The following is a 5,344-nucleotide window of genomic DNA, read 5'->3' on the forward strand; positions in this document are numbered from 1 at the left end:
ATATTACTGATCTGGCCCGGGTGAGTAAGGCGCTAAAGTGGCAGCCTCGAACTGATGTGCGCTCAGGGGTGGCGATGCTGGTGGACTGGGTGATCAGGAATAAGGAGTATTTCGCTTAATGAAGATAGTTTTTTTGGATAGAGACGGCGTGATAAATGAATACCCCGGGGATACCCGTTATGTGACCAGTTGGAAGGAATTCCGCTTTTTGCCGGGTGTTAAAAAAGCCCTGAAAGAGCTTAAAGACGCGGGTTACCGCTTGTTCGTGATCTCTAACCAGGCTGGGGTGATCAAAGGTATTTATTCCCAAGAGGACCTGGATCAGATCACCCGGACTATGCAAAAAGGATTAGCCGAGGATGGGGTGCAGTTGGATGGCGTGTATTACTGCATCCACAGAGACAGCGATAATTGCGACTGCCGTAAGCCCAAGACCGGTATGATCGAGCGGGTTTTGGCTGAACATAAGATACCCAAACAGGCGTTGGAGAAGAGTTTTTTTATCGGGGACACTATCCGCGATATCCAGACCGGCAAAAGCGCGGGTTGTAAGACCATCCTGGTCTTTTCCGGCAAGGAAAAAGCCGCAAATATGGATAATTGGGAAGAAAAACCGGATTTTACCTGCCAAGACCTTCCAGCCGCGGTTTCTATAATCAAGACCCGGTCTTGAAACATGTTGCAATTTAACCGGTTGTAATAATATTAACAAGGGACACTTTCCAGCTTGAGTGTATGACACTTTCCGGTTTGGTTTTAGACCAGTTTCCCGATTGAAAGCAGAAGCGTTCCTGAGGTGAAGATGAAAATACTCATAGCTTATGTTTCCGCAGGCGCAGGGCATCGTAAGGCGGCTGAGGCGGTATATTATTACCTTCAAAAAAACAAGCCGGGAATCGATATCCGGCTTGTTGATGTTTTGGATGGGAGCAACAGCCTTTTTCGTTTTTTTTACACTAAGGGGTATTTCTTCCTGGTAAACTACGCCCTGGGGCTGTGGGCGTTCGCTTTCTGGCTGACCAAACTGAAGCTTTTTGTTGGTCTGGATAAAACCCTGGCCATCTGGATCGACAAGGTCTGCACCGGGAATTTTTTTAAATTGCTGGCCAGGGAAAACCCGGATTTTGTCATCTCCACGCATTTTCTGCCTTCCGAGATAACCGCTTACCTTAAGCAAAAAGGCAAGATAACCTCTAATCTGATCACAGTGATCACTGATTTCGGGGTGCATCCTTTCTGGATATCGCCGGGCACGGATATTTACGCGGTGGCTTCGGGTTTCACCTCGGAGCAGTTAAAAAAAATGGGCGTTGATCACCGGCGGATAATGGTTTTCGGCATACCGGTGGATCAAAGGTTCTCAGCCGGCTATGACCGCTGGAGCCTGCGGCATAAACTGGGTTTGCCTCAGGAGAAATTCACGGTTTTGCTGATCACCGGCTCATTCGGGCTAGGGCCGATAGAGGATATATGCGAAATGCTGCACAAGGATTGCCAGGTGATCGCGGTTTGCGCCGGCAATAAGCGTTTATACGCCAGGATGCAAAAGCGCGCTATCCCCGGGGTCAAGGTTTACGGGTTTGTTAATAACGTGGAAGAGCTGATGGCTGTGTCGGATGTGATCATCACCAAGCCCGGAGGAATGACTGTATCCGAGGTCCTGGCAATGGAACTGGCCCCGATATTCATTTCCGCTATACCCGGGCAGGAGGAATTCAATATCCAGGCAATGGCCAGTTACGGCATAGGTCATCAGGCCAAGGATATTTGCGACATCCCGGCTATTGTCAAGGCGTATAAGAGCGACCCGCGAGCATTAACCGAGGTTAAAACCCGGATCCGCCGGATAAAAAAGCCTTTAGCCGCACAGGAGCTTATTAATGCAATATGCACAGGTGGTTTTAGGCCTGCCGATTGACGGGCCGTTCGATTATATAGTCCCGCAGCCGCTGGAAAAGAAGATCGGCCTTGGACAGCGGGTCAAGGTCAATTTCCGCGGGAAGAAAGAGATCGCTTATGTTACGGGCGTTTCCGCCAATACGGATATCCGCTATTTAAAGTCCATTACGGATATCGTCGATGCGGCCCCGATGCTGGATAAGAACCTGCTGGCCTTGACCAAAAAGGTCGCGGAATATTATTCCTGCAGTTGGGGCGAGGCCATTGAGACCGCCATACCCCAAGACCTGCGCAAAGGCAAGAAATTAAATATCGCTGGCGGTGCGGTATGCGGCGAGCGGGACAACCGTCCGGCAACCGCTGAAAAGATATTATTGCATTGCCCGGATCAGGCGGCAAGATGGAAGGCGTATTTCGAGGAGATCAAAGCAGCAGTTACTGCTGGCCGGTCCTGCCTGTTCATATTGCCGGATATTGCCCTGGCCCAAAAAGCCGCCGGATCGATCAAAGCGGGATTGGGCCTGGATACGGCATTGCTTTACCGCAAACAGACTGACGAGTTAAGGTCTGGCAGGATATCCGCCAGGGAAAGTTTCCGGTGGTAGTAGGCACGCGTTCAGCCATATTCGCGCCGTTGTGCGATCCGGGTTTGATCATTGTCGATGAAGAGCAGGATTATGTTTATAAGCAGGACCAGACCCCGCATTATCATTGCCGGGAAGCGGCGATGATCCGGGCTGAGCTGGAAAAAAACAAGCTTATACTTGGCTCGAGCGCGCCATCTCTGGAAAGTTATCAATCAGCTAAAGACGGGGCGCTGAAGTATGTTTATCAGGCGGCTTCCGGCGATCAGCCGCAGATCCAGGTGGTGGATATGAAGAACCTGCCGCTGATGAGCAAACGGCAGAGGGTGATACTTTCCCAGCGCTTGCAGGATAAAATGCTGGAAGTGCTCGGTGCCAAAGGAAAGAGCCTGTTATTTATCAACCGCAAAGGTTTTGCCACGCTGGCGGTGTGCTCGACCTGCGCCAAGATCCTTAAATGCCCGCGCTGCAATATCAACCTGGTTTATCATTTTAGCCAGCAGCAGCTGCGCTGCCATTACTGCAATCACAAGATCCCGGCGCCGAAGATCTGCCCTTTGTGCAATTCCGGTTATATCCGTTATTCCGGAGCAGGGACTGAAAAGATCGAAAGCGAATTGGCTTTGCTTTTTCCGCAGGCCAAGGTGAAATTGCTCGATGATGACGCCGGACAGGACCTTTCCGGATGGGATATAATCGTTTCAGGGCAGGCAGGCTTACGCGGCATCGATCATAAATTCGACCTGGTCGGCGTCCTGGATATTGACCGGATGCTCAATCAAGTGGATTTCCGCTCAGCAGAGCGAGTCTTTGAGCTGTTAACCGAGCTTTGCGCTAAAACGGAAAGGGCAGTTATAATCCAGTCCAGCGTTTCCGGCAATTACGCTTTGTCCAGCCTGGAAAAGCACGATCCAACGCTATTTTATGAGAAAGAACTGGATCTGCGCAAACAACTGAATTTTCCGCCATATAGCCATTTCTGCCAGGTAAGATTCCGGGGGGCCAACGAGGAAAAAGTCAAGAACAGCGCAACCCAGGTCTTTGAAAAGCTGGAAAAGAGCAAATTGCCCAAAGGGATCAAGCTTATCTCGCTTAATCCGGCTGAACAGCCAAAACTAAGGGGGAATTATTACTGGGTGATCCTGATCAGCAGCGAAAGCATCCCGGTTTTGCATAAATTCTTAAAAATTAACCTGAAAAAATTAAAGCATTCAGGTATAATAGTAACCATTGATGTCGACAGCCTGTAGACGTTGTAGCTAACCGGTTATAATGTCTCGGGTTCCAATTAAATGTTTTATTGATAATTTTTCTTTCGGTGAAACTTAGAGTGGGGACACTTTCAAACTTGATAGTATGACACTTTCCGCTTTGAAATTGGCCCAGTTTCCCGATTGATTTCAGAAGCGTTTCTGGGTTTTTGGGGGGGGGAATGAATATTGTTTTTATGGGTAGTTCGAGTTTTGGGGTGCCGGCTCTCAAGGGCCTGATCAATGCCGGGTATAATGTCTCTGGCGTGGTTACGCAGACAGATAAAAGACAAGGCCGGGGTATGGTGGCTGTCGGCCATACCGCGGTCAAGGATGCCGCTATCGCGCTTAAATTAAGGCTTTTTCAGCCACAGAATATCAATTCCGCGGGGTCTGTCCAGGTTTTAAGGGATATGAGCCCGGATCTGTTGATCGTTATTGCTTACGGCCAGATACTCAGCCAGGAGGTGCTGGATATTCCCAGGCGCATGCCTTTGAACATCCACGCCTCGCTTTTGCCGGCGTTGCGCGGTCCGGCGCCGATAAACCGGGCGATCATTAATGGCGAAAAGTCCACCGGCAATACCTTGATGAAGATCACCTTGAAAATGGATTCCGGTCCGGTCATATCGCAGAGCCGGATTGATATCCTGGAAAATGATACAGCGATAACCCTGGAAGAGAAGTTATCCCTGGATGCGGCAGATCTGTTATTAAAAGGCCTGAAAATGATCGAATCCGGTGAATATAAGCTCCAGGAGCAGGATCGGGCAAAAGTGTCTATCGCCCCGAAATTAAATACGGATACCTGCAGGATCGATTGGAATATGCCGGCTGCCAGGATCAACGATCTTATCCGGGGGCTGCTGAACTGGTCTGCGGCATTCGCCAAATATAACGGCAAGACGCTAAAGATATATAAGAGCGAGGTTGTGAATATCGGTGGCCCACGGGACGGGGCTGTTCCGGGGGAGATTATTTCAGCCTCGGATAAGGGGATCGCCGTAGCTACGGGAAACGGGGTTTTGAATTTGCTGGAATTGCAATTGGCAGGAAAAAAAAGGTTAGCCGTTAAAGAATACTTGAGCGGTAACATTATCCGGCCGGGTGAGAAGATGGAATGATCCCGAGAAAATTAAAGATCTTAGGCTTGGCAGGGGCACTGGCGTTCATAGCGGTGCTTATTTTTTTTATTTCCCGCAAGAAATTCCTGGATCCTGATGAACTGGAAACCCTGTATGCCTCCTGGCTGATGTTCAAAGGCAAGATGGTTTACCGGGATTTTTATCAAATACACACACCTCTGGCCTATTTTTTGTTCTCGCCGATCTTTCTTTTTTTTAAATCCTTAAAGGTCATAGCTGCCTGCCGCGCGCTTGTGTTTGTTTTGATCTTTTTTAACGGTTTTTTACTGTTCAAAATCGCCCGCCGCCTTTTTAACGCTAAAACAGCCGTAGCCAGCCTGTTTTTCTACCTTACCAGCTGGCCGGTCTTTTATAAAATGATCGAGATAAGGCCGGATATCTTCGTCGCTATCTTTGTCAATCTTTCGCTTATCGCGTTGCTCGCAAAGTCCGGGAACGCGCCCGGATTTTTTATCCTCGCCGGGGC

6 protein-coding genes are annotated in these 5,344 nt (G+C 49.3%); all 6 read left to right on the forward strand.

Annotation, left to right across the window (positions count from 1 at the left end; translation table 11 throughout):
* Positions 1-118 precede the first annotated feature (118 nt).
* Positions 119-673 carry an HAD family hydrolase gene (locus tag M0R35_07570; GenBank protein MCK9595515.1) on the forward strand — a complete coding sequence of 185 codons (555 nt, stop codon included), beginning with the start codon at positions 119-121 and terminating at the stop codon, positions 671-673.
* 129 nt (positions 674-802) lie between these two features.
* The gene (locus M0R35_07575) at positions 803-1,918 is read left to right on the forward strand and encodes a hypothetical protein (protein MCK9595516.1); all 1,116 of its coding nucleotides are present in this window, start codon (positions 803-805) and stop codon (positions 1,916-1,918) included.
* Positions 1,881-2,504, forward strand: coding sequence for a hypothetical protein (locus M0R35_07580; protein ID MCK9595517.1), 624 nt, complete (start codon positions 1,881-1,883; stop codon positions 2,502-2,504). The genes M0R35_07575 and M0R35_07580 overlap by 38 nt, the downstream gene beginning before the upstream one ends.
* Positions 2,498-3,733 carry a primosomal protein N' gene (gene priA, locus M0R35_07585; protein ID MCK9595518.1) on the forward strand — a complete coding sequence of 412 codons (1,236 nt, stop codon included), beginning with the start codon at positions 2,498-2,500 and terminating at the stop codon, positions 3,731-3,733. Before M0R35_07580 ends, priA begins: the two co-directional genes overlap by 7 nt.
* Positions 3,734-3,915: 182 nt before the next feature.
* Positions 3,916-4,857 carry a methionyl-tRNA formyltransferase gene (gene fmt / locus M0R35_07590; GenBank protein ID MCK9595519.1) on the forward strand — a complete coding sequence of 314 codons (942 nt, stop codon included), beginning with the start codon at positions 3,916-3,918 and terminating at the stop codon, positions 4,855-4,857.
* Positions 4,854-5,344: glycosyltransferase family 39 protein (locus tag M0R35_07595; GenBank protein MCK9595520.1), on the forward strand; the 491-nt coding region annotated here is incomplete at its 3' end. The genes fmt and M0R35_07595, both read left to right, overlap by 4 nt.

The sequence above is a fragment of the Candidatus Omnitrophota bacterium genome, from assembly GCA_023227985.1.
Lineage (GTDB): Bacteria > Omnitrophota > Gorgyraeia > Gygaellales > Profunditerraquicolaceae > JALOCB01.